24 protein-coding genes are annotated in these 20934 nt (G+C 67.2%); 9 read left to right on the forward strand and 15 right to left on the reverse strand.

Translation table 11 applies throughout. The features are described from left to right. Positions 1-84 precede the first annotated feature (84 nt). Both EV684_RS10175 and cysS read right to left on the reverse strand, forming a co-directional pair. Positions 85-741, reverse strand: coding sequence for a DNA-3-methyladenine glycosylase family protein (locus tag EV684_RS10175; RefSeq protein WP_014429363.1), 657 nt, complete (start codon positions 739-741; stop codon positions 85-87). 4 nt (positions 742-745) lie between these two features. Continuing rightward, positions 746-2119: a cysteine--tRNA ligase gene (gene cysS, locus EV684_RS10180; RefSeq protein WP_132646790.1), complete on the reverse strand. Its 1374-nt coding sequence runs from the start codon at positions 2117-2119 to the stop codon at positions 746-748. Between the two features lie 92 nt (positions 2120-2211). On the opposite strand from cysS, the gene EV684_RS10185 reads away from it, so the two are divergent. The 5 genes from EV684_RS10185 to EV684_RS10205 all read left to right on the forward strand — a co-directional run bounded on the left by EV684_RS10185 (position 2212) and on the right by EV684_RS10205 (position 5439). After that, complete coding sequence (locus tag EV684_RS10185; protein WP_132646792.1) at positions 2212-2712, forward strand: tetratricopeptide repeat protein; 501 nt, start codon at positions 2212-2214, stop codon at positions 2710-2712. A 70-nt stretch (positions 2713-2782) separates the two neighbouring features. Continuing rightward, positions 2783-3346, forward strand: coding sequence for a peptidylprolyl isomerase (locus tag EV684_RS10190; RefSeq protein ID WP_132646794.1), 564 nt, complete (start codon positions 2783-2785; stop codon positions 3344-3346). A 1-nt stretch (position 3347) separates the two neighbouring features. Further along, entirely contained in the window at positions 3348-3848 is a 501-nt protein-coding gene (locus EV684_RS10195; RefSeq protein ID WP_132646796.1) for a peptidylprolyl isomerase, read from the forward strand. Beyond that, positions 3848-4654 carry a UDP-2,3-diacylglucosamine diphosphatase gene (locus EV684_RS10200; protein WP_132646798.1) on the forward strand — a complete coding sequence of 269 codons (807 nt, stop codon included), beginning with the start codon at positions 3848-3850 and terminating at the stop codon, positions 4652-4654. The genes EV684_RS10195 and EV684_RS10200 overlap by 1 nt, the downstream gene beginning before the upstream one ends. Further along, a complete protein-coding gene (locus EV684_RS10205; protein WP_132646800.1) occupies positions 4654-5439 on the forward strand; it encodes a M90 family metallopeptidase in 786 nt (261 codons plus the stop codon). The genes EV684_RS10200 and EV684_RS10205 overlap by 1 nt, the downstream gene beginning before the upstream one ends. Positions 5440-5449: 10 nt before the next feature. Here the strand turns inward: EV684_RS10205 and clpA are convergent, their stop codons facing one another. After that, positions 5450-7762 (reverse strand): ATP-dependent Clp protease ATP-binding subunit ClpA, encoded by a 2313-nt coding sequence (clpA, locus tag EV684_RS10210; protein WP_132646802.1) that lies wholly within the window; start codon positions 7760-7762, stop codon positions 5450-5452. After that, on the reverse strand, positions 7759-8118 hold the full coding sequence (clpS, locus tag EV684_RS10215; protein ID WP_132646804.1) for an ATP-dependent Clp protease adapter ClpS: 360 nt from the start codon (positions 8116-8118) through the stop codon (positions 7759-7761). Before clpS ends, clpA begins: the two co-directional genes overlap by 4 nt. A gap of 253 nt (positions 8119-8371) precedes the next feature. Between clpS and EV684_RS10220 the strand changes: the two genes are divergently transcribed. The 3 genes from EV684_RS10220 to EV684_RS10230 all read left to right on the forward strand — a co-directional run bounded on the left by EV684_RS10220 (position 8372) and on the right by EV684_RS10230 (position 10687). Beyond that, a complete protein-coding gene (locus tag EV684_RS10220; RefSeq protein WP_132646806.1) occupies positions 8372-8611 on the forward strand; it encodes a cold shock domain-containing protein in 240 nt (79 codons plus the stop codon). Positions 8612-9286: 675 nt separating this feature from the next. Beyond that, entirely contained in the window at positions 9287-10357 is a 1071-nt protein-coding gene (locus tag EV684_RS10225; RefSeq protein ID WP_132646808.1) for a toll/interleukin-1 receptor domain-containing protein, read from the forward strand. Positions 10358-10378: 21 nt separating this feature from the next. After that, the gene (locus tag EV684_RS10230) at positions 10379-10687 is read left to right on the forward strand and encodes a WD40 repeat domain-containing protein (protein ID WP_132646810.1); all 309 of its coding nucleotides are present in this window, start codon (positions 10379-10381) and stop codon (positions 10685-10687) included. Between the two features lie 260 nt (positions 10688-10947). Here EV684_RS10230 and icd read toward each other — a convergent pair whose 3' ends face one another. The 3 genes from icd to hemN all read right to left on the reverse strand — a co-directional run bounded on the left by icd (position 10948) and on the right by hemN (position 14494). Beyond that, positions 10948-12201, reverse strand: a complete 1254-nt coding sequence (gene icd, locus EV684_RS10235; protein ID WP_132646812.1) for an NADP-dependent isocitrate dehydrogenase — start codon at positions 12199-12201, stop codon at positions 10948-10950. A gap of 157 nt (positions 12202-12358) precedes the next feature. After that, positions 12359-13048, reverse strand: coding sequence for a sulfite exporter TauE/SafE family protein (locus EV684_RS10240; protein WP_132646814.1), 690 nt, complete (start codon positions 13046-13048; stop codon positions 12359-12361). 57 nt (positions 13049-13105) lie between these two features. Then, complete coding sequence (hemN, locus tag EV684_RS10245; RefSeq protein ID WP_132646816.1) at positions 13106-14494, reverse strand: oxygen-independent coproporphyrinogen III oxidase; 1389 nt, start codon at positions 14492-14494, stop codon at positions 13106-13108. A gap of 187 nt (positions 14495-14681) precedes the next feature. Here hemN and fnr point away from each other — a divergent pair, with 187 nt between their 5' ends. Then, positions 14682-15422 carry a fumarate/nitrate reduction transcriptional regulator Fnr gene (gene fnr, locus EV684_RS10250; protein ID WP_132646818.1) on the forward strand — a complete coding sequence of 247 codons (741 nt, stop codon included), beginning with the start codon at positions 14682-14684 and terminating at the stop codon, positions 15420-15422. Between the two features lie 54 nt (positions 15423-15476). On the opposite strand, the gene EV684_RS10255 is transcribed toward fnr, so the two are convergent. From EV684_RS10255 to ccoS, 8 genes are read right to left on the reverse strand one after another with little or no spacing between them, the layout of a single operon-like run. Next, positions 15477-15737: a hypothetical protein gene (locus EV684_RS10255; RefSeq protein ID WP_132646820.1), complete on the reverse strand. Its 261-nt coding sequence runs from the start codon at positions 15735-15737 to the stop codon at positions 15477-15479. Positions 15738-15752: 15 nt separating this feature from the next. Next, a complete protein-coding gene (locus tag EV684_RS10260; RefSeq protein WP_242478617.1) occupies positions 15753-15995 on the reverse strand; it encodes a hypothetical protein in 243 nt (80 codons plus the stop codon). 21 nt (positions 15996-16016) lie between these two features. Then, on the reverse strand, positions 16017-17507 hold the full coding sequence (gene ccoG, locus EV684_RS10265) for a cytochrome c oxidase accessory protein CcoG (RefSeq protein ID WP_132646898.1): 1491 nt from the start codon (positions 17505-17507) through the stop codon (positions 16017-16019). A 16-nt stretch (positions 17508-17523) separates the two neighbouring features. Next, positions 17524-18438: a cytochrome-c oxidase, cbb3-type subunit III gene (gene ccoP / locus EV684_RS10270; RefSeq protein WP_132646822.1), complete on the reverse strand. Its 915-nt coding sequence runs from the start codon at positions 18436-18438 to the stop codon at positions 17524-17526. Further along, positions 18435-18602 (reverse strand): cbb3-type cytochrome oxidase subunit 3, encoded by a 168-nt coding sequence (locus EV684_RS10275; RefSeq protein ID WP_132646824.1) that lies wholly within the window; start codon positions 18600-18602, stop codon positions 18435-18437. The genes ccoP and EV684_RS10275 overlap by 4 nt, the downstream gene beginning before the upstream one ends. 14 nt (positions 18603-18616) lie before the next feature. Beyond that, entirely contained in the window at positions 18617-19237 is a 621-nt protein-coding gene (gene ccoO, locus EV684_RS10280; protein WP_132646826.1) for a cytochrome-c oxidase, cbb3-type subunit II, read from the reverse strand. Between the two features lie 28 nt (positions 19238-19265). After that, the gene (ccoN, locus tag EV684_RS10285) at positions 19266-20705 is read right to left on the reverse strand and encodes a cytochrome-c oxidase, cbb3-type subunit I (protein WP_132646828.1); all 1440 of its coding nucleotides are present in this window, start codon (positions 20703-20705) and stop codon (positions 19266-19268) included. Further along, positions 20695-20931, reverse strand: coding sequence for a cbb3-type cytochrome oxidase assembly protein CcoS (ccoS, locus tag EV684_RS10290; RefSeq protein WP_132646830.1), 237 nt, complete (start codon positions 20929-20931; stop codon positions 20695-20697). The genes ccoN and ccoS overlap by 11 nt, the downstream gene beginning before the upstream one ends. Between the last annotated feature and the right edge of the window lie 3 nt (positions 20932-20934).

Raw genomic sequence — 20934 nt, forward strand, 5'->3', positions numbered from 1 at the left:
CATCAAGCGGCCGCCGTGGGCCGGCTCTGCCGGACCACTGGCGGCGCCCCCTGGGGGGAGCGCCGAAGGCGCTACGGGGGGGTCCTAATAACTCACGGGAAGCGGATCCAGGCTCCGCCAAATATACCAAGTGGCCACCGAGCGGTACGGTGCCCACGCCTCGCCGACCTCGCGCGCCTCGGCACGCGACACCGGCTCGCCGCTGAAGTAGTTGAGGCTGATGCCCTTCAGCAGGCCGAGGTCGTCCAGCGGCAGGACGTTCGGTCGCATCAGGTGGAAGATCAGGAACATCTCGGCGGTCCAGCGGCCGATGCCGCGGATCGCGACGAGCTCGGCGATGATCGCCTCGTCGTCCATCTGCTGCCAGTCGGCGACGTGCACGGTGCCGTCGACGAAGTGGCGCGCCAGGTCGAGCAGGTACTCGGTCTTGCGCGCCGACAGCCCGGCAGCACGCATCGTCAGCGGGTCCAGCGCGTTGACGGCCTGCGGCGCGAGGTGCGTCGCCGGGCCTTCCACCAACGCGGAGAACTTGTTCCACACCGACTGCGCCGCCTTCACCGAGATCTGCTGGCCGACGATCGAACGCGCCAGCGTCGTGAAGGCGTCGCCGCGGCTTTCCAGCCGGGCTTCGCCGAAACGCGGGATCAGCTTCTTCATCACCCGGTCGCGGCGCGACAGGTGGCGGCAGGCGTCGTCCCAGTAGGCCGGCGTCACGGCGAGGACCTGGTCACGAGGGGACATGCGCTCAGGCCTTCACCCAGGTGGTGCCCTGCGGCGTGTCCTTCAGCACCACGCCTTTCGCGGCCAGTTCGTCGCGGATGCGGTCGGCGTCGGCGAAGCGGCGCTCGCGCTTGGCGGCAGCACGCGCTTCGATCTGGCGCTGGATCTCGGCGTCGTCGACGCCGGCACCGGCCTGCAGGAAGGCGCGCGGCGCCTGCTGCAGGATGCCGAGCACGGCGCCCAGCGACACCAGCAGCTTGGCCGTCGCCGCGTCGCGGCTGCGGTTGAGCTCGTTGGCCAGCTCGAACAGCACGGCCAGCGCGCCCGGCGTGTTGAAGTCGTCGTCCATCGCCGCCTTGAAGGCGGCGGCACGCGGCTCGGCCCAGTCGATGTCGCCGGCCGCGGCCTCGGCGCCGTCGAGCGCGGTGTAGAGCCGGCGCAGCGCGGCACGCGCCTCGTCGAGCAGCGAGTCGGCGAAGTTGAACGGGCTGCGGTAGTGCGTGCGCAGCATGAAGAAACGCACCGTCTCGCCGTCGAACTTCTTCAGCACGTCGGCGATGGTGAAGAAGTTGCCCAGGCTCTTGGACATCTTCTCGTTGTCGACGTTGAGGAAGCCGTTGTGCAGCCAGTAGTTGACGACCGGATGACCGTAGGCGCCTTCGCTCTGCGCGATCTCGTTCTCGTGGTGCGGGAACTGCAGGTCCATGCCGCCGCCGTGCAGGTCGAAACGTTCGCCCAGCAGCGCGCAGCTCATCGCAGAACACTCGATGTGCCAGCCCGGGCGCCCGGCGCCGAAGGGGCTGTCCCACTTGGCGTCGGCCGGCTCCTCGGGTTTGGCCGACTTCCAGAGCACGAAGTCCAGCGGGTCGTCCTTGCCGCCGGCCACCTCGACACGTTCGCCGGCCCGCAACTCGTCCAGCGACTTGCCGGAGAGCTTGCCGTAGCCGGGAAAACGCCGCACCGCGAAGTTCACGTCGCCGTCGTCGGCGCGGTAGGCCAGGTTGTTGCGCTCCAGCCGGCCGATGATGTCCAGCATCTGCGGCACGTAGTCGGTGGCGCGCGGCTCGTGCGTCGGCAGCGCCAGGCCCAACGCGGCGAAGTCGCGGTGCATCGCCTCGATCATCTGGTCGGTCAGCGCGCGGATGGACAGGCCGCGTTCGAGCGCGCGGCGGATGATCTTGTCGTCGATGTCGGTGATGTTGCGGACGTAGGTGACGTCGTAGCCGCTGGCCTCGAGCCAGCGGTAGACGACGTCGAAAGCCAGGTTCATCCGCGCGTGCCCCATGTGGCACAGGTCGTACACCGTGATGCCGCACACGTACATGCGCACACGGCCGGGCTCGAGGGGAACGAAGGTCTCGAGGCGGCGCGTCAGGGTGTTGTGGAGGCGAAGCGTCATGCAGTCCGGAATCTTCAGGGAGGCGCGCCGATACAATCTTTCAGTATAGCGGGCCACCTGTCGTGGCCTGCCCGTTCCGCCCCCCGATGCCGATGCTCCGTGCCCTGATCGCCGCGTTCGCGCTTTGCGTCGCCTCCCTCGTGCATGCAGACGATGTCGCCGACGCGCAGCGACTGCTTCAGGGCGGGCAACCCGAGGCCGCGCTCGCACGCGCCGAGGCTGCCCTCGCGCAGCGTCCGAACGATGCCTCGCTGCGCTTCACGCGCGCGGTGGCCCTGATGGACCTGGCCCGCGACGCCGAGGCGCTCGACGCCTTCCAGCGCATGACCCAGGACTACCCCGAACTGCCCGAGCCCTACAACAACCTGGGCCTGCTGTACGCCCGTGCCGGCCGGCTGGAGGAGGCACGCGTGGCGCTGGAGACCGCGTTGCGCAACGACCCTGCGCACCGCGTCGCACGGCGCAACCTCGGAGACGTCCTGCTGAGACTGGCGCTGCAGGCCTGGGAGGGGGCCGACGCCGCGTTGCCCGGCGACCCGGAGCTGCAACGCCGCATCCGCATCGGCCGCGAGCTGGCTGCGAGCCCCCGCTGAGCCCGGGGCCCGGCGCCAGCGCGCGACGGGCGTCGCTAGACTTCCCGCACCCGCCAACACGAGGCCTTTCATGCTCCGCCACGCCAAGTTGCTCGCCTTTGCCGCCGCCGCGGCACTGACCGCCCTGCCCGCCTTCGCACAGACCGTGCGCCTGGACACCAGTGCCGGCGACATCGTCGTCGAGCTCGACGCCGCCAAGGCGCCCAAGACCGTCGAGAACTTCGTCCAGTACGTCAAGGCAGGCCACTACGACGGCACGATCTTCCATCGGGTGATCCCCGGCTTCATGGTCCAGGGCGGCGGCATGAAGCCCGACATGAACGAGAAGCCGACGCGCAAGCCGATCGCTCTGGAGAGCCGCAACGGCCTGTCCAACGCCCGCGGCACGCTGGCGATGGCGCGCACGATGGTGCCCGACTCGGCGACCGCGCAGTTCTTCATCAACGTCGCGGACAACACCTTCCTCGACCAGCCCAACGCACGCGACGGCAACGGCTACGCCGTCTTCGGCCGCGTGACCGCGGGCATGGACGTCGTCGACAGGATCGTCGCGACGCCCACCACATCGTCGGGCCCGCACCAGAACGTGCCGGCCACGCCGGTGATCATCCGCAAGGCCACCCTGGAGAAATGAGATGAGCAAACAAGTGCAGTTCGAGACCACCGCCGGCAACATCGTCATCGAGCTCGACGACGAACGCGCCCCGGTGACGGCGGCCAACTTCCTCGACTACGTGAAGAAGGGCCACTACGACGGCACCATCTTCCACCGCGTCATCAAGGGCTTCATGGTCCAGGGCGGCGGTTTCGAGCCCGGCATGAAGCAGAAGCCTACCGGCGCCGGCATCCAGAACGAAGCCAAGAACGGCCTGCGCAACCTGCGCTACACGCTGGCCATGGCGCGCACCTCCGATCCGCACTCGGCCAGCGCGCAGTTCTTCATCAACACCAGCGACAACGGCTTCCTCGACAACGACCGCGCGCAGGACGGCTGGGGCTACGCCGTGTTCGGCAAGGTGGTCTCGGGCACCGAGGTCGTCGACCTGATCGAACGCGTGCGCACCGGCCGCAAGGGCTACCACGACGACGTGCCGCTGGAAGACGTGCGCATCGACCGCGCGACCGAGGTCGCCTGATGTCCGCAGGCAGCGCCGAAGGCGTGGCGGCGCTGCCCGCGTTCTTCGAGTTCGAGGCGCCACGCGATTGGCGCACGATCGACTTCATCTCCGACATCCACCTCGCGCCGGCGCTACCGCGCACGACCGCGGCCTGGCGCGAGCACCTGCTGCACACCAGCGCCGATGCGGTGTTCGTGCTCGGCGACCTGTTCGAGACCTGGGTCGGGGACGACGTGCGCAGCCGGCCTTTCGAGGCCGAGTGCGCCGAGGTGCTGGCGGAAGCAGCCAGCCGCCGCAGCCTGGCCTTCATGGCCGGCAACCGCGACTTTCTCGTCGGCGCGCGCCTGATGCGCGAGACCGGCGTGATGGGCCTGGCCGACCCGACGGTGCTCGACGCCTGGGGCCGGCGCGTGCTGCTGACGCACGGCGACGCGCTGTGTCTGGACGACCGCGACTACCTCGTATTCCGCGCAATGGTGCGCAGCGACGCCTGGCAGCGCGACTTTCTGGCACGGCCGCTGGACGAGCGCCTGTCCATCGCCGCCGACATCCGCCGCCGCAGCGAAGCGCGCCAGGACGACGCCGCGCGCTACGCCGATGTCGACACCGCGGCCGCGGTCGCGTGGATGCACGCCGTCGGCACGGCCGAGCTGGTGCACGGCCACACCCATCGCCCCGGCAGCGAAACGCTGGCGCCGGGCTACCGCCGCCACGTGCTCACCGACTGGGACCTCGACGACGTGCACGCCCCGCGCGCCGAGGTGCTGCGCCTGACGCGCGACGGCTTCCAACGCGTGCCGCCGGCCACGGCAGCCGGCGCCTGATGTGGCAGCGCCTGCTGGGGCGGCTGCGCGAGCGCCGCGACGAGGCGGCCGTCGCGCGCCGCCCGATCCCGGACGACCTCTGGAAACGCACGCTGGTGCGCTACCCCTTCCTCAGACGCCGTGACCCCGAGACCGCGGCCGCACTGCGCCGCCTGACCAGCCTGTTCCTGGACCGCAAGGAGTTCAGCGCCCAGCCCGGCGTGCGCCTGACCGACCACGTCGCGGTCGCGGTCGCCGCCCAGGCCTGCCTGCCGATCCTGCGCCTGGGGCTCGAGGCCTACGACGGATTCGTCGGCATCGTGCTGCACCCCGACCAGGTCGTCGCACGCCGCTCCACCGTCGACGAGGACGGGGTCGTGCACGAGTACGAAGAGCTGCTGTCGGGCGAGGCCATGGAAGGCGGCCCGGTGATGCTGTCCTGGCAGGACGTGCGCGCCGCCGGTCGCAGCGCCACCGACGCCTACAACGTCGTCATCCACGAGTTCGCCCATGTGCTCGACATGGCCGACGGCATTGCCGACGGCGTGCCGCTGCTGCCGCACGATCTGCCGCGCAGCGAATGGTCCGCGGCGCTGGACGCCGACTACGAGGCCTTCTGCCGTCGCGTCGACGCCGAGGAGGACACCGCGCTGGACCCGTACGGCGCGCAGTCGCCCGACGAGTTCTTCGCCGTCGCCAGTGAGGCGTTCTTCGTCGCGCCCGAGGCGATGAAAAAAGAACACCCCGTGCTGTACGAGGTGTTCATGCGTTTCTACCGGCAGGATCCGGCGGCCGAAGCCGCCTGAAACCGCAGCCTCAGGCCGGCGTCGCCTCGGTGCGCGGCTTGTCGCTGCGCTTGGGCGGCTGGATGTCGAGCTGCACCTCGTCCTTGTCGTCCAGGTCCACCGTCAGGCGGCCCCCATCGACCAGGCGGCCGAACAGCAGTTCGTCGGCCAGCGCGCGCCGGATCATGTCCTGGATCAGGCGCTGCATCGGCCGCGCGCCCATCAGCGGATCGAAGCCCTTCTTGGCCAGGTGCTGGCGAAGCTTGTCGGTGAAGGTGACTTCGACCTTCTTCTCGGCGAGCTGGCTCTCCAGCTGCAGCAGGAACTTGTCGACGACGCGCAGGATGATCTCTTCGTCCAGCGCACGGAAGGACACGATCGCGTCGAGCCGGTTGCGGAATTCGGGCGTGAACAGGCGCTTGATGTCGGCCATCTCGTCGCCCTGCTCGCGCCGGGTCGTGAAGCCGATCGTCGACTTGTTCATCGTCTCGGCGCCGGCGTTCGTCGTCATGATGATGATGACGCTGCGGAAGTCGGCCTTGCGCCCGTTGTTGTCGGTCAGCGTGCCGTGGTCCATCACCTGCAGCAGCACGTTGAAGACGTCGGGGTGGGCCTTCTCGATCTCGTCGAGCAGCAGCACCGCGTGCGGCTTCTTCGTGATCGCCTCGGTCAGCAGGCCGCCCTGGTCGAAACCGACGTAGCCCGGAGGCGCGCCGATCAGGCGGCTGACCGCGTGGCGCTCCATGTACTCCGACATGTCGAAGCGGATCAGCTCGATGCCCAGGATGTAGGCCAGCTGCTTGGCGACTTCGGTCTTGCCGACGCCGGTGGGGCCGCTGAACAGGAACGAGCCGATCGGCTTGTCCGGCTTGCCCAGGCCCGAACGCGCCATCTTGATCGCCGCGGCCAGCGCCTCGATCGAGGCGTCCTGGCCGAAGACGACGCTCTTCAGGTCGCGTTCCAGCGTCTTCAGCTTGTCGCGGTCGTCGCTGGACACCGAGGCCGGCGGGATGCGCGCGATCTTGGCGACGATCTCCTCGACCTCGTTGCGGGTGATCGTCTTCTTCTGCTTGCTCTTGGGCAGGATGCGCTGCGCGGCACCGGCTTCGTCGATGACGTCGATCGCCTTGTCGGGCAGGTGGCGGTCGTTGATGTACTTGGCCGACAGCTCGGCCGCAGCCTGCAGCGCGCCGAGCGCGTACTTGACGTTGTGATGGTCCTCGAAGCGCGACTTCAGACCCTTCAGGATCTCGATCGTCTGCTCGACCGAGGGCTCGACGACGTCGACCTTCTGGAACCGCCGCGACAGCGCCGCATCCTTCTCGAAGATGCCGCGGTACTCGGTGAAGGTGGTCGCGCCGATGCACTTCATCGAACCGCTGGACAGCGCGGGCTTGAGCAGGTTGCTCGCGTCCAGCGTGCCGCCCGACGCCGCGCCGGCACCGATCAGCGTGTGGATCTCGTCGATGAAGAGGATCGCGTTCGGCTGGTCCTTGAGCTGCTTGAGCACGCCCTTCAGACGCTGCTCGAAGTCGCCGCGGTACTTGGTGCCGGCCAGCAGCGCGCCCATGTCGAGCGCGTAGACGGTCGACTCGGCCAGCACCTCGGGCACGTCCTTCTCGGTGATGCGCCAGGCCAGGCCTTCGGCGATCGCGGTCTTGCCGACGCCGGCCTCGCCGACCAGCAGCGGGTTGTTCTTGCGCCGGCGACACAGCACCTGGATGACACGCTCGACCTCCAGCTCGCGGCCGATCAGCGGGTCGATCTTGCCGGCGATCGCCAGTGCGTTCAGGTTCTGCGTGAACTGCTCGAGCGGCGAGCCCTTGCCTTCACCGCCCGCTTCGTCGCGTTCGCCTTCGTTGCCGCCGGGGCTGTTGTCACTGGACTTCGCCGGCTCCGGCGGGTCGCTCTTCTTGATGCCGTGGGCGATGAAGTTGACGACGTCCAGCCGCGTCACGCCCTGCTGGTGCAGGTAGTAGACGGCATGCGAGTCCTTCTCGCCGAAGATGGCCACCAGCACGTTGGCGCCGGTGACTTCCTTCTTGCCGCTGCCCGTGCTCTGCACGTGCATGATCGCGCGCTGGATCACGCGCTGGAACCCGAGCGTCGGCTGGGTGTCGACTTCCTCGCTGCCCGAGACCGTCGGCGTGTTCTCCTTGATGAAGGTCGCCAGGCTCTTGCGCAGGTCCTCGATGTTGGCTGCGCAGGCACGCAGCACCTCGGCGGCGCTCGGGTTGTCGAGCAGCGCCATCAGCAGGTGCTCGACGGTGATGAACTCATGCCGCTGCTGGCGCGCTTCGACGAACGCCATGTGCAGGCTGACTTCCAGTTCTTGCGCAATCATGCGGCCTCCATAATGCACTGAAGCGGGTGACCGTCGCGGCGGGCCGCGGCGAGCACCAGTTCGACCTTCGTCGCGGCAACGTCCTTAGGGTACACGCCACACACGCCCCGACCCTCGTGGTGGATCTTGAGCATGATGTGCGTGGCCGTCTCCAGATCACGCTGGAAGTAGTGCTGCAGCACCATGACGACGAACTCCATCGGTGTGTAGTCGTCGTTGAGCAGCACCACCTGGTACAGGCTGGGCGGCTTGACCTGCTGGGTCTTGCGCTCGGCCACGACAGCGCCGCCCGCGCCTGCGTCCTGCTCAGGTCGGATCGGCGGCTTCACCGGTGGTACGGGCGGCTCGTCGGGCATGAAATCATTCTATCGGCGTTGTCGGGGCCTGCTCGCGGCAACTTTGCATGACCCGTGCCATGGTCATGTTGATGCGGCTGAGCGCAGTTCAAGCCCCCGCATCGCCGCGACCGCCCCGCGGTCGCCCTGGACGGTTTGACCAATGTTTGTCGAATCCACGACACAGCACGGCGCCCTCTCGCCTTGACACTTTTCCGAAGCCCTCGCCAGAATCATTTTCGATATTCGCGCGCAGTTAAGCGAGGTGGAAACAATGGCTGTCGGTACGGTGAAGTGGTTCAACGATGCCAAGGGCTTCGGTTTCATCGAACCCGAAGGAGGAGGCGCTGACGTGTTCGCGCACTTCTCCGCGGTCCAGATGGAGGGGTTCCGGACCCTGAAGCAGGGAAGCCGCGTCGAGTTCGAGCTCGTCCAGGGCCCCAAGGGCAATCTGGCACAGAACATTCGGCCGGCGGAGGGAGCCTTGGCTCCCGCCCAGCAAGCCCCAGCCTGATATCAGGCCCGCATTCGGCGTCGGCTCTTCCGCCAGCCAAGCCGGTATCGGCCGGGCCGCCCGGCTGCGCTTGATATCCATCAATACTCAACAGGCAACGCTGCCCTGAATACTCTTGCCGCCCCTTCCCGGTGGCGTGCGTGAAGCCCGGGACAGGACCCTCCGGGCATCGCACGCCAAACCTGTGTCGAACGGCGCCACGGCAGGGCGGCACGCGCCGGAGCGGTGAAAGCCGCAACCGGCAGACGGCACGGCAACTCAAGCCGCTGCACGGCCACCGCGGCGCCCGGAGCCGGCCAGCACGCCCGCCGACCGCTTCTTCTTGCGTGCAGGGCAATCCTTGCATCGTGGCTTGCTGCGACAGCATTTGCTCGCCTTGCACCGCAAGCCGTCCGTGAGGGCCTCGGCGGTGGCCGCCGACGCGCGGCGCAGCACGATGATCATGGGCTGCCAGACACTGCCGTCCGCCGTGATGCGCCCATTTCGCTCCATCGCTGTCCCATGCCTTCCGCGTCCCTTGCACCGGGCGCGATGATGAGACAAAAGCCGATCAATGGGTTTCAGCCTGGCGATTGCCCCAGTCTATCGAAAACAGCAGCACCGGGGCCGTGCACTCCCGGCTGAACGGCCGTCGCGCGCCCGCACCGCGACCGTATCGAGCACAGTCAGCCAAGCATGCAAGCCCACGATGGCCGACCTCTTTCTTTCCTACTCGCGCCAGGACAAGCACGCCGCTTCGCGGCTGCCGAGCGCGATGTCTGGATCGACTGGGACGACATCCCGTCCACCGCGGCCTGGTGGGCGGAGATCGTCGCGGCCATCGAGGCAACCGACGCCTTCGTCTTCCCGATCAGCCCCGACGCGGTGGCCTCGCAAGTGTGCGCGGAGGAACTGGCGCATGCGCAGGCGCTGGCGCTGGCCAAGCGTCTGGTGCCGGTGGTCGTGCGCGAAGCCGTGCCAGCGGCGCTGCGGGCCTTGAACTGGATCTTCCTGCGCGCCGAGCACGACTTCGATACCGGCGTGAAGACGCTGCTGACCGCGCTCGACACAGACCTCGAGTGGCTGCGCGCGCACACGCGGCTGCTGGTGCGCGGCGGCGACTGGCAGCGCCACGGCGAAGACCCGAGCTACCTGCTGCGGGGCGCCGACCTCGAGGTGGCGCGCCGCTGGCGCGAAGGCGCCGCAGGCAGGCAGCCGCAGCCGGCGCCGCTGCTCGAGCGCTATGGAGCGCTCATCACGGCCACCCGGGACGGACGCGTGCGTGAGTTCGACGCCACGACGCTGGCCGAACGGCATGTCCAGCAGCACCCCGGACGCGTGTGGCAGGCCGTGCTCTCGCACGACCAATCGCGGCTGGCAACGGCGGTGCATGGCGAGCCGCTGGCGCGCGTATGGCGCCGCGGCGCCAAGGCGCCCGAGCAGTTGCCGAGGCTGGACGCGCAGGTGCGCACGATCGCCTTCTCGTCCGACGATGCGCGGCTGGTCACGGGCAGCGACGACGGCCGGCTGCTGCTGTGGAGCCTCGCGGACGGCAGCTCGCTGTGGCAAGCCCGCCGTGGCGGCATCGTCTGGTGCGCCGCTATCGATAAGACCGGCCGGCGTGTGGCCAGCGTCGCCGACGACGGCGACCTCGTGGTCCATGACGCCGCCAGCGGCGCCGAGCCCGCTCGCCTCGCGCAAGGTGCCGTGCCGTCCGAAATCGCCTTCAGCCCCGGCGGCCGCTGGCTCGCACTCAGGTTCTCCTAAGAAGGGCCGCACGAGCTGCGGGTGTTCGACGCCCGCAGCTTCCAACAGCACGCCGACTTCCAGCACGACGAACAGGTGGCCGCGATGGCCTGGAACGCCGAAGGCACCCGGCTGGCCAGCGGCAGCGCCGACGGCTTCGTGCGCGTGTTCGAGGTGCTGGCGCAGCGAGAAGAGGTGCGGCTGCCGATCGGTGGCTACTGCGGCACACTGGCCTGGATCCCCCGCACGCAGCGGCTGCTCGTCGGCAGCACCCGGGGTGCGTGCGGATCGCGACCGTGGCCCCTCAGGACATGGTGCGCCTTGCCGAGGCGCGCGTGCCACGCCGCCTGAGCGCGGCCGAGTGGTGGCGCCACCTTCCGGACGAGCCGCTGCCCACCGCCCAGGCTTGCGGGCACGCCGGGGCCGCGCAGCACCCGCGTGCGAGGTCCTCAAGGCGGCCGCGCACCTGCTCGATGCCGAAAGAGCATGCCTCCGAGCGCCAGACGCCGCCGACGGCCAGCGGCGCCAGAAGAAAAAACCCCAGTCGAATCAACGATCTGGGGTTTTGCGCGGGGAGCTCCGGGACGACCGAATACGGCCCCGGGCCCGACTCACATGTGGTCGATCATCACCTTGCCGAAACCAGAACACGAGACCTGCGTCGCGCCGTCCATCAGGCGCGCGAAGTCGTAGGTCACCTGCTTGCTCAGGATCGACTTCTCCATCGCACTGATGATCAGGTCGGCGGCCTCGGTCCAGCCCATGTGGCGCAGCATCATCTCGGCCGAGAGGATCTCGGAGCCCGGGTTGACGTAATCCTTGCCGGCGTACTTGGGCGCGGTGCCGTGCGTGGCCTCGAACATCGCGACCGAGTCCGACAGGTTGGCACCCGGGGCGATGCCGATGCCGCCGACCTGCGCGGCCAGCGCGTCGGAGACATAGTCGCCGTTGAGGTTCAGCGTCGCGATCACCGAGTACTCGGCCGGGCGCAGCAGGATCTGCTGCAGGAAGGCGTCGGCGATCGAGTCCTTGATGACGATGTCCTTGCCCGTCTTCGGGTTCTTGAACGAGCACCACGGGCCGCCGTCGATCGGCTGGGCGCCGAACTCGCGCTGCGCCAGCGCGTAGGCCCAGTCACGGAAGCCGCCCTCCGTGAACTTCATGATGTTGCCCTTGTGCACGATCGTCACGCTGGGCTTGTCGTTGTCGACAGCGTACTGGATCGCCTTGCGCACCAGGCGTTCGGTGCCTTCCTGCGACACCGGCTTGATGCCGATGCCCGAGCTATCGGGGAAGCGGATCTTCTTGACGCCCATTTCCTCGATCAGGAACTTGATGACCTTCTGCGCCTTCTCGCTGCGGGCCTCCCACTCGATGCCGGCGTAGATGTCCTCGGAGTTCTCCCGGAAGATGACCATGTTGGTCTTCTCCGGCTCCTTCAGCGGCGTCGGCACGCCCTTGAAGTACTGGATCGGGCGCAGGCAGACGTAGAGGTCGAGCTCCTGGCGCAGCGCGACGTTCAGGCTGCGGATGCCGCCGCCGACCGGCGTCGTCAGCGGGCCCTTGATCGAGACGACGTAGTCGCGCACCGCGTGCAGCGTCTCCTCGGGCAGCCAGACGTCAGGGCCGTAGACCTTGGTCGACTTCTCGCCGGCGTAGACCTCCATCCAGTGGATCTTGCGCTGGCCGCCATAGCTCTTGGCAACCGCCGCGTCGACCACCTTCAGCATCACCGGCGTGATGTCGAGCCCGGTGCCGTCGCCCTCGATGTACGGAATGATGGGCTGGTCAGGGACGTTCAGCGAGAAGTCGGCGTTGACCGTGATCTTCTGCCCGCCCTCGGGCACCTTGATGTGCTGGTACATGAAAGAGGTCTCCACAAACCGCGCGTGCGGTGGGTCGTCGGGGATTGAATTCGCAGGAATTGATTCTAGGTCAACGACTGTCAACCGACTGACGTGCCAGGGCCATCGAAGGACAAGGCCTGGACATGCCCGAGCGCGAGCGCAACGCGGCAAGGGCTCAGGTCGCGCAGTAGGCCTGCCACTGCATCCACAGCCCGTGGCCCAGCGCCCAGCCAGACGCAACGGCCAGCAAGACACCGGCCGACCGTGTCGCCCAAAGCGTCGCCGACGCCGACTTGGACACGCCGAGCTTGAACCAGAGCATCGGGCCAAGCACCAGCCCGGCACCACTGGCAACGGCGAACGCACCCATTGCCGCGGCGCCCGCGACCGCAGTGTTGGCCAATGCCGCGACGACCAGCGCCGACTGCAGCAAACCACAAGGCCAGGCAACCCACAACGACCCGGCGGTTGCCGCGCGCGCCGGCCCGGCGACACGCTGCCAGCCGGAGGCATCGGCCTGAGGCGCACGACGCTGCATGCCGCGGCCGATGTTCTCCAGCCAGGCGGGCTGCCGCCCCTTCCACAGCAGCCACAGCCCGAGACCCAGGGCGGCCGCGTGCGCCAGCGTCCACAACGGGCGCAAGGCCGGGCTGAGTTCGCCAACGGCAGACAGCAGGTTGACGCCGGAGGCGACCAGCGCCCCGGCCGCCGCATAACCCGCGACACGTGCGAAGTGGAAACCCCAGAGCGCCGCACGCTGGCCCGCGGGCAGCAGCGCGGTGCAGGCAGCGCCGCACATCGCGATGCAGTGCGGCGCGCCGGCCAGCCCGAGCATCAGCGCGCTGACGACGAGCGCGAAGTCCACGCAGGGGCCCGGATGGTCATGGACGGATTATCCCGTTACGGGATAAGCCGCGCAGACTCAGATGATGCGGGAGAAGCGCTCGCGGTTGCCGCTGGCACGCAGGTGCTTGTCGAAGACCGCCGCGACGCCACGCACGTAGTACCAACCCATGGCGGTGATCTGGATCGCGTCGTCGCCGATCTCCACCAGACCGCCTTCGGCGAACGGCTTCAGGTCTTCGAGTTCGGCGGCGAAGTACTCCGGGAACTTGATCAGATGGGCGAGTTCGATCGACTCGTACTCGACCCGGCCCTGGCACATGATGGCCATGATGACGGCACGGCGCAGCACATCGTCGCGCGTCAGCGTGAGGCCACGCACGATCGGGAATTCTCCCTTGGCGATCGACTCGTAGTACTCCGGCAGCGTCTTGGCGTTCTGGCTGTAGGTGGAGCCCATACGGCCGATCGAGGAGACACCCAGAGCGATCAGGTCGCAGTCGGGCTGCGTGCTGTAGCCCTGGAAGTTGCGGTGCAGGCGGCCCTGGCGACGCGCAGCCGAGAGTGCGTCGCCCGGAAGCGCGAAGTGATCCATGCCGATGTAGGTGTAGCCCGCGGCGATGAAGCCGGCGATGGCACCCCCGAGCATCTTGATGCGCGACTCGCCCACCGGAAGATCCGGCGCCAGGATGCGGCGCTGGGGCTTGAACCGTTCGGGCAGATGCGCATAGGCATACAGCGCGATGCGGTCAGGCCGCAGTTCCGCGACCTGCTGGATCGTGCGCGTGAAGGACTCGGGCGTCTGCTTGGGCAGGCCGTAGATCAAGTCGGCATTGATCGACTCGAAGCCGTTGGCACGCGCGGCGACCACGAGGTCACGAACGCTTTCATACGACTGAACGCGGTGCACCGCCTCCTGGACGTCAGGATCGAAGTCCTGGATGCCGAAGCTGATGCGGTTGAAGCCCATCGCCGCCAGGCTGCGCAGCCGTTCGGGCGTCGCGGTGCGAGGGTCGACCTCGATCGAGATCTCGGCGCCGGCGACGATCTTGAACGACTCGCGCAGGCGCGCCATCAGTCGGCCGATCTCTTCGTCGGTCAGGAAGGTGGGCGAGCCGCCGCCGAAGTGAAGCTGCGAGACCGACTGTCCGCTGCCGAGTTCGACGACGTGCAGCGCGATCTCCGCCTCCAGCGCGTCCAGGTACTCGGCGCTGCGCTCATGGTGCTTCGTGATGATCTTGTTGCACGCGCAGTAGTAGCAGACCGACTCGCAGAACGGGATGTGGATATAAAGCGACAACGGCGGCGTACCGCCGACCGTGCCACCTTCGGCGCGCTGGCGCAGCGCCTGGCGGTACTCCGCTGGGCCGAAGGCTGGGCCAAAGCGGTCCGCCGTCGGGTAGGAGGTATAGCGGGGGCCGGGCACGTCGAGGCGCCTCAGCAGTGCTTCAGGAACAATCGTGTCCATAATTCATCCGGCCGTCATGCGGTACGGGCTGGACTGTGCCAAACCCTCACCCGATCGGCTTGATCTGTCTCAAGCGGCAGCCCGAGACGCGAGCGAAGAATCGAACATGCCCTTGAGCGACGTCATGAGCGATACTCGGGTCGCCCCCGCCACGCCGGACCGAACTGCTTCCAATCGTCGAATCCCTATGAACAACACGTCTTCCGGCATCCGGCTTGAACCGTTCAAGGTCGCCTGCTCGAGCTGTAACCTGCGTGAACTCTGCCTCCCGGTCGGCATGTCCAACGACCAGCTCGAACGGCTCGACACGATGGTCGCCACGCGGCGTGCGGTGCCGCGCGGGGAGACCTTGTTCCGCGCGGGCGACCCCTTCCTCTCGCTCTACGCAGTCCGCACCGGTTTCTTCAAGACCTGCGTGTCCTCGGAGGACGGACGCGACCAGGTCACGGGCTTCCAGATGGCCGGCGAGTTGCTCGGCCTCGACGGCATCGGCACTGACCGCCACACCTGCGACTCGGTGGCGCTTGAGGATTCGCAGGTCTGCGTGATCCCGTTCCAGCAACTGGAGGACTTGTCGCGCGAGTTCAGCGACCTGCAACGCCAGTTGCACAAGATCATGAGCCGCGAGATCGTGCGCGATCATGGAGTGATGCTGCTGCTTGGCAGCATGCGCGCCGAAGAACGCCTTGCCGCGTTTCTGCTGAACCTTACGCAGCGCCTGCAGACGCGCGGCTTCTCGCCGCACTCGCTGATCCTTCGCATGACGCGTGAAGAGATCGGCAGCTACCTCGGCCTGAAGCTCGAGACCGTGAGCCGCACTTTCTCCAAGTTCCAGGACGACGGCATCCTGGAAGTCAAGCAACGCCAGATCCGCGTGCTCGACCCGCAGGCGCTGCAGAAACTCGTCAACGGTTCGGCCGCCTGCTGAGACCGACGCCGCGACAACCCGGAACGCCGCGCACCGCGCGGCGTTCTGCATTTATCAGCCACGAAAACTGCGGCTATTGATCTCGCGTTCACTGCGCGAGAGCAGCAGCGTCACGCCCGCAGCGCCCGCACAAGCCGCCCAGAAGGCAAAGAAAGCGAGCGTGTAGACAGCGACGGGATCGCTCTCGAGCACGGGCTCACCCATCCATCTCAGTGACGCCGGGTCGAGCAGGGCAAACAGCGCCAGTTCGAGCAGCACAGCCGCAAGGAACGCCGGCCACAGCACGGCGCTCCAGTCACGCGCACGCCGTCTCATGGCATTGCCGCCGCCTCAGGGCGCCGCGGTCGCGGCGTGGTTACGCGCCGCGATGGCCGGCGTCTGGGCCTCGACCTGCCCCGCCTGCGGCACCGAGGAGGGCACCTCGGTGATCACGATGTCGGCACCGCGAATCGCGATCACCGCCGTGGCAATGGCGGCGACGACGACGACCAGGGGCCCGCCAAGAACGAGCCAGACCATCCCGATTCGCCACCAGGGCGTGGCCGGGTCTTGGGATACGGGGGTTGCGCTCATCTGGACTCCGGTCGGCGCCGCTCAGCGCGGGACGACGAATGTTGACTTTTCCGTGGCGTTCGCCAACGTGGCGTCTCGCGCGTCGGGCAAACGTTCGATGTGGAACTGTATCGCGTGGGCCCCAGGCCCTGCCTGCGTGGCGGTATCCGGCGGCACCCGCAGCGCGATGGTCACCCATCGGGCCTCGGCCGGAGCAACGTCGAACTCCTGCGGGCCGTCAGCCACCAACGCTGTCAGACCCTCGGCGCGCACGCGATAACGCTGCGGCGACTCGGTCGCGTTCATGACCTGCAGCCGGTACAGGTTCTCGATGTAGCCCTCGTCGACGATTCGCGCCAACGAGGCGCGGTCCCGCACGACGTCGACGCGGAAGGGGCTGCGCAGCGCCAGGCTGGCGGCAAAGGCGCCGACGATGACGAACAGGATGGCGGTGTAGATCAGCACCCGCGGACGCATCACCCGCTGGAGCATCTGGCCGGGCGACTGGTGCTGCGCCATGCCGTTCTGCGTGACGTAGCGGATCAGGCCACGCGGGTACTTCATCTTGTCCATCACGCCGTTGCAGACATCGATGCAGGCGGTGCATCCGATGCACTCGTACTGCAACCCGTCGCGGATGTCGATGCCTGTGGGGCAGACCTGGACACACAACCCGCAATCGATGCAGTCTCCCAGCCCCTGGCTGCGCGCGTCGATCTTGCGAGACCGCGTGCCACGAGGATCGCCGCGCTCGGCGTCGTAGCTGATGATCAGCGTGTCCTTGTCGAACATCGCGCTCTGGAAGCGCGCGTAAGGGCACATGTACTTGCACACCTGCTCACGCATGTAGCCCGCGTTGCCCCAGGTGGCGAAACCGTAGAACAGGACCCAGAAGGTCTCCCAGGGCCCCAGCGAGAGCGCCGCCGCCGAAGGCAGCAACTCCCGGATCGGCGTGAAGTAGCCAACGAAGGTCAGACCGGTCCACAGCGCGATCGCGATCCAGAAGAACTGCGTTGCGCTCTTGCGCCAGACCCGCTCGAAGGTCCAGGGGCCGGCATCCAGACGCATGCGGGCATTGCGGTCGCCTTCGAAGCGCCGCTCGACCCACATGAAGATCTCGGTGTAGACCGTCTGCGGACAGGCGTAGCCACACCACAGACGGCCGGCAACGGCGGTGAACAGGAACAGCGCATACGCCGAGATCATCAGCAGCGCCGACAGGTAGATCAGGTCCTGCGGATACAGGACCAAGCCGAAGATGTAGAAACGCCGTGTGCCGAGGTCAAAGAGCACCGCCTGGCGGGCGTTCCATTCCAGCCAGGGCAGACCGTAGAAAACGAGTTGTGTCGCCCAGACCAGCGCCCAGCGCCAGCGGTTGAACCAGCCCGAGACGGCGCGCGCGTAGATCTTCTTCTGCTTCGCATAAAGCGAAACGACCACCTCCGGAGCGGCCCCGGCTTTCGCCGGCGCCGCACCCGAGGCGGCCTCAGCCGCGGCGGGCCGGTCTTCGAGGTCGGCCCGCACCTGGCTCATGTCGCGAACCTCACCGTCAACGGGCAGCAACCGTGCTCGTCTGCGACAAACTCCAGACGTACGCACCCAGCACGTGGATCTGCTCGGGGCTCAGACGGGCCGCCTGCGCCGGCATGATGTTGACCTTGCCGTTGTTGATCATGTCGACGATCGCCTGCTCGCCGTAGCCGTGCAGCCAGATCTTGTCGGTCAGGTTCGCCGAGCCGATGGCCTGCATCCCCTTGCCGTCAGGACCGTGGCAGGCTGCGCAGACCACGAACTTGGGCTTGCCGAGTTGCGCTGCGACCTCGTTGTGCGGGCTGCCCGACAGGCTCAGCACGTACTGCGCGACGTTCTTGACGTCCTCGGGCGTACCCACCGCCGCGGCCATGGGAGCCATGTTGCCGACGCGCCCGGCGGTGATGGTTTCCTTGATCTTCTCGAGTGTGCCGCCATGCAGCCAGTCGTTGTCGGTCAGGTTGGGGAAGCCCTTGCTCCCGCGCGCGTCGGCGCCGTGACACTGCGCACAGTTGTTGGCAAACAGGCGCTCGCCGATCGCCATGGCCTGCGGGTCCTTGGACAGTTCCTCCGCCGACTGGCCGACGAACTTGGCGTACAGCGGCGCCATCTGCGCACGCGCCTTGTCCATCTCGGCCGAATGCTGGCCGGTGCTGGTCCAGTCGAGCGTGCCCTTGTTGCTGCCCAGGCCCGGGTACAACGCCAGATAGATCACCGCGAACGCGACGGTCACCAGGAACAGCCCGGCCCACCAGCGCGGCAACGGGTTGTTCAGTTCACGCAGATCCTCGTCCCACACGTGGCCGGTCGTGTTGTCGTCCGCCATGACCTTGCGGCGGCTGGCGATGATCAGCAGGACCAGGCAGAACACCAGGCTGACGATCGTGATGCCGGCCACGTAGAGTGACCAGCCCGAGTTGAAGAAATCGCTCATTTACGTTCTCCAGAGGCCTCGACGCCATCCTTCTCGTCGAAGGGAAGCATCGCAGCCTCGTCGAAGTGTCCGCGGCGCCGCCGCGACCAGGTCCAGACCACGATGGCGATGAAGAGCGCGAAGCTCACCACCGTCACGATGGCGCGGAGGGTGTTGATGTCCATGGTCGGTGAAGGCGTCACTTGACCGCCGTGCCCAGCACCTGCAGGTACGCCACGACGGCGTCGAGCTCGCTCTTGCCCTTGACGTCCTCGGCCGACTTGGAGATCTCTTCGTCGCTGTAGGGCACGCCGATCGTGCGCAGCGCCTTCATGCGCGGCGCGAGGCCTTCGGCGTCGACCGCGTTGCGGGCGAGCCAGGGGTACGCCGGCATGTTGGACTCGGGCACCAGGTCACGCGGATTGTTCAGGTGGATGCGATGCCACTCGTCGCTGTAACGACCGCCGACACGGTGCAGGTCGGGGCCGGTGCGCTTGCTGCCCCACTGGAACGGATGGTCGTAGACGAACTCGCCGGCCATCGAGTAGTGGCCGTAGCGCAGCGTCTCCGAGCGGAACGGACGCACCATCTGCGAATGGCAGCCGTAGCAGCCCTCGCGCTGGTAGATGTCGCGGCCCGCCAGCTGCAGCGCCGTGTACGGCTTCACGCCTTCCAGCGGCTGGGTCGTGGAACGCTGAAAGAACAGCGGGACGATCTCGACGAGCCCGCCGACGGCCACCGTCAGCAGGATCAGCACGATCATCAGGAAGTTGCTGGTCTCGATCTTCTCGTGACCGCCGACAGCATGGTTTTTTGCCATGGTCTTGTATCTCCTAGGGTTCGGGCGGTCAGGCGTGGGCCGGGACCATCGGGATCGGCGCCGGGACGACCTTGCCGCTCTTGATCGTCATGACGGTGTTCCAGGCCATGATGACCATGCCGGTCAGGTACAGCAGACCTCCGCCCAGGCGGATCACGTAGAACGGGTAGGTGGCCTTCACGCTCTCGACAAAGCTGTAGACCAGCGTGCCGTCGGGGTTGACGGCGCGCCACATCAGGCCCTGCATCACGCCGGCAATCCACATCGCAGCGATGTAGAGCACGATGCCGATGGTGGCGATCCAGAAGTGCAGCTCGATCGCCCGCGTGCTGTACATCGTCTGACGCCCGAACATGCGCGGGATGAGGTGGTACAGCGAGCCCATCGAGATCAGACCGACCCAGCCGAGCGCACCGCTGTGCACGTGGCCGACCGTCCAGTCCGTGTAGTGGGACAGCGCGTTGACGGTCTTGATCGACATCATCGGCCCCTCGAAGGTCGACATGCCATAGAACGACAGCGAGACGATCAGGAACTTCAGGATCGGGTCGTCGCGCAGCTTATGCCAGGCACCCGACAGCGTCATGATGCCGTTGATCATGCCGCCCCAGCTCGGTGCCAGCAGCACCAGCGAGAAGATCATGCCGATCGACTGGGTCCAGTCGGGCAGCGCGGTGTAGTGCAGGTGGTGCGGGCCCGCCCACATGTACGTGAAGATCAGCGCCCAGAAGTGCACGATCGACAGCCGATAGCTGTAGACCGGGCGGCCGGCCTGCTTCGGGATGTAGTAGTACATCATCCCGAGGAAACCGGCGGTGAGGAAGAAGCCCACCGCGTTATGGCCGTACCACCATTGGACCATCGCGTCCTGAACGCCCGCGTAGACCGAGTAGCTCTTCGTCAGCGTGACCGGGATCTCGGCGCTGTTGACGATGTGCAGCAGCGCCACGGCGATGATGAACGCGCCGAAGAACCAGTTCGCCACGTAGATGTGGCGCACGGTGCGCTTGCCGATGGTGCCGAAGAACACGATCGCATAGGACACCCACACGACGGCGATCAGGATGTCGATCGGCCACTCGAGTTCGGCGTACTCCTTGCCGGAGGTGAAACCGAGCGGCAGCGAGATCGCCGCCAGCAGGATCACCACCTGCCAGCCCCAGAACGTGAACATCGCCAGCTTGGGCAGAAACAGCGAAGCCTGGCAGGTTCGCTGAACGACGTGGTAGGACGTGGCGAACAGCGCCGAGCCGCCGAAAGCGAAGATGACGGCATTGGTGTGCAGCGGGCGGAGACGGCCGTAGCTGATGTAGGGAATGCCGAAGTTGAGGTCCGGCCACGCCAGCTGGGCGGCGATGATCACCCCCACCAGCATGCCGACGATCCCCCACAGCACCGCCACCACGGAGAAGTACCTCACCGGGGTGTCGTAGTACACCGGGGTCGCCGGTGACGATTCATGAGCCATACGGCTTCTCCTCGCGTCGTTCAGGAAGCAAAGTTGACGATTGTTCGGGCTTGATCTGGGATAGGGCTTGATGGCTGTCAACCACACCATCGTCGTCCCGGAGAATACGCTCGCCCTCGTGTTCGAGATCCTCGAACTGGCCACGGTGCAAGGCCCAGCCGAAGACGCCGAGGATGATCAGCACCAGCACCGCCGACAGCGGGATGAGCAGGTACAGGATGTCCATTCG

It is taken from the genome of Rubrivivax gelatinosus (assembly GCF_004340905.1).
In the GTDB taxonomy this organism is placed as follows: Bacteria; Pseudomonadota; Gammaproteobacteria; order Burkholderiales; family Burkholderiaceae_C; genus Rubrivivax; species Rubrivivax gelatinosus.

Bases quoted from the DNA above. Each gene is read 5' to 3' on its own strand.
- EV684_RS10175 (WP_014429363.1), bottom strand. From the start codon at position 741: ATGTCCCCTCGTGACCAGGTCCTCGCCGTGACGCCGGCCTACTGGGAC.
- cysS (WP_132646790.1), bottom strand. From the start codon at position 2,119: ATGACGCTTCGCCTCCACAACACCCTGACGCGCCGCCTCGAGACCTTC.
- EV684_RS10185 (WP_132646792.1), top strand. From the start codon at position 2,212: ATGCTCCGTGCCCTGATCGCCGCGTTCGCGCTTTGCGTCGCCTCCCTC.
- EV684_RS10190 (WP_132646794.1), top strand. From the start codon at position 2,783: ATGCTCCGCCACGCCAAGTTGCTCGCCTTTGCCGCCGCCGCGGCACTG.
- EV684_RS10195 (WP_132646796.1), top strand. From the start codon at position 3,348: ATGAGCAAACAAGTGCAGTTCGAGACCACCGCCGGCAACATCGTCATC.
- EV684_RS10200 (WP_132646798.1), top strand. From the start codon at position 3,848: ATGTCCGCAGGCAGCGCCGAAGGCGTGGCGGCGCTGCCCGCGTTCTTC.
- EV684_RS10205 (WP_132646800.1), top strand. From the start codon at position 4,654: ATGTGGCAGCGCCTGCTGGGGCGGCTGCGCGAGCGCCGCGACGAGGCG.
- clpA (WP_132646802.1), bottom strand. From the start codon at position 7,762: ATGATTGCGCAAGAACTGGAAGTCAGCCTGCACATGGCGTTCGTCGAA.
- clpS (WP_132646804.1), bottom strand. From the start codon at position 8,118: ATGCCCGACGAGCCGCCCGTACCACCGGTGAAGCCGCCGATCCGACCT.
- EV684_RS10220 (WP_132646806.1), top strand. From the start codon at position 8,372: ATGGCTGTCGGTACGGTGAAGTGGTTCAACGATGCCAAGGGCTTCGGT.
- EV684_RS10225 (WP_132646808.1), top strand. From the start codon at position 9,287: ATGCAAGCCCACGATGGCCGACCTCTTTCTTTCCTACTCGCGCCAGGA.
- icd (WP_132646812.1), bottom strand. From the start codon at position 12,201: ATGTACCAGCACATCAAGGTGCCCGAGGGCGGGCAGAAGATCACGGTC.
- hemN (WP_132646816.1), bottom strand. From the start codon at position 14,494: ATGGACACGATTGTTCCTGAAGCACTGCTGAGGCGCCTCGACGTGCCC.
- fnr (WP_132646818.1), top strand. From the start codon at position 14,682: ATGAACAACACGTCTTCCGGCATCCGGCTTGAACCGTTCAAGGTCGCC.
- EV684_RS10255 (WP_132646820.1), bottom strand. From the start codon at position 15,737: ATGAGACGGCGTGCGCGTGACTGGAGCGCCGTGCTGTGGCCGGCGTTC.
- EV684_RS10260 (WP_242478617.1), bottom strand. From the start codon at position 15,995: ATGAGCGCAACCCCCGTATCCCAAGACCCGGCCACGCCCTGGTGGCGA.
- ccoG (WP_132646898.1), bottom strand. From the start codon at position 17,507: ATGAGCCAGGTGCGGGCCGACCTCGAAGACCGGCCCGCCGCGGCTGAG.
- ccoP (WP_132646822.1), bottom strand. From the start codon at position 18,438: ATGAGCGATTTCTTCAACTCGGGCTGGTCACTCTACGTGGCCGGCATC.
- EV684_RS10275 (WP_132646824.1), bottom strand. From the start codon at position 18,602: ATGGACATCAACACCCTCCGCGCCATCGTGACGGTGGTGAGCTTCGCG.
- ccoO (WP_132646826.1), bottom strand. From the start codon at position 19,237: ATGGCAAAAAACCATGCTGTCGGCGGTCACGAGAAGATCGAGACCAGC.
- ccoN (WP_132646828.1), bottom strand. From the start codon at position 20,705: ATGGCTCATGAATCGTCACCGGCGACCCCGGTGTACTACGACACCCCG.
- ccoS (WP_132646830.1), bottom strand. From the start codon at position 20,931: ATGGACATCCTGTACCTGCTCATCCCGCTGTCGGCGGTGCTGGTGCTG.